1 pseudogene is annotated in these 258 nt (G+C 46.9%); it reads right to left on the reverse strand.

Annotation, left to right across the window (positions count from 1 at the left end):
• Positions 1 to 29: 29 nt before the first annotated feature.
• Positions 30 to 258 (reverse strand): annotated as a pseudogene (locus tag AB4585_RS27785) (cation acetate symporter); the annotation flags it as partial.

Below are 258 nucleotides of genomic sequence, written 5' to 3' on the forward strand. Positions count from 1 at the left end.
CTTTTGTGGACTAGATTGGATAGATTGTATTAGTGGTCTTGAGCTGAGCCTGCTCCTGCTGGAACTCGAACGTGCTCAACAAGGTCTTTCACTTCTTGTGGTGTTTCTGCTGTTACTTTCGACACAGCGAATGCCACGATGAAGTTGAAGGCTGCACCAATCGCACCAAATGCGTTAGGTTCAATGCCTAGGAACCAGTTGCTACCCCAGCTTTCTAGGTATTTCCAATCCGCAACAAACAAAACGCCTTTGTGTTGG

It is taken from the genome of Vibrio sp. 10N.222.49.C9, from assembly GCF_041474985.1.
Taxonomy (GTDB): Bacteria; Pseudomonadota; Gammaproteobacteria; order Enterobacterales; family Vibrionaceae; genus Vibrio; species Vibrio crassostreae_C.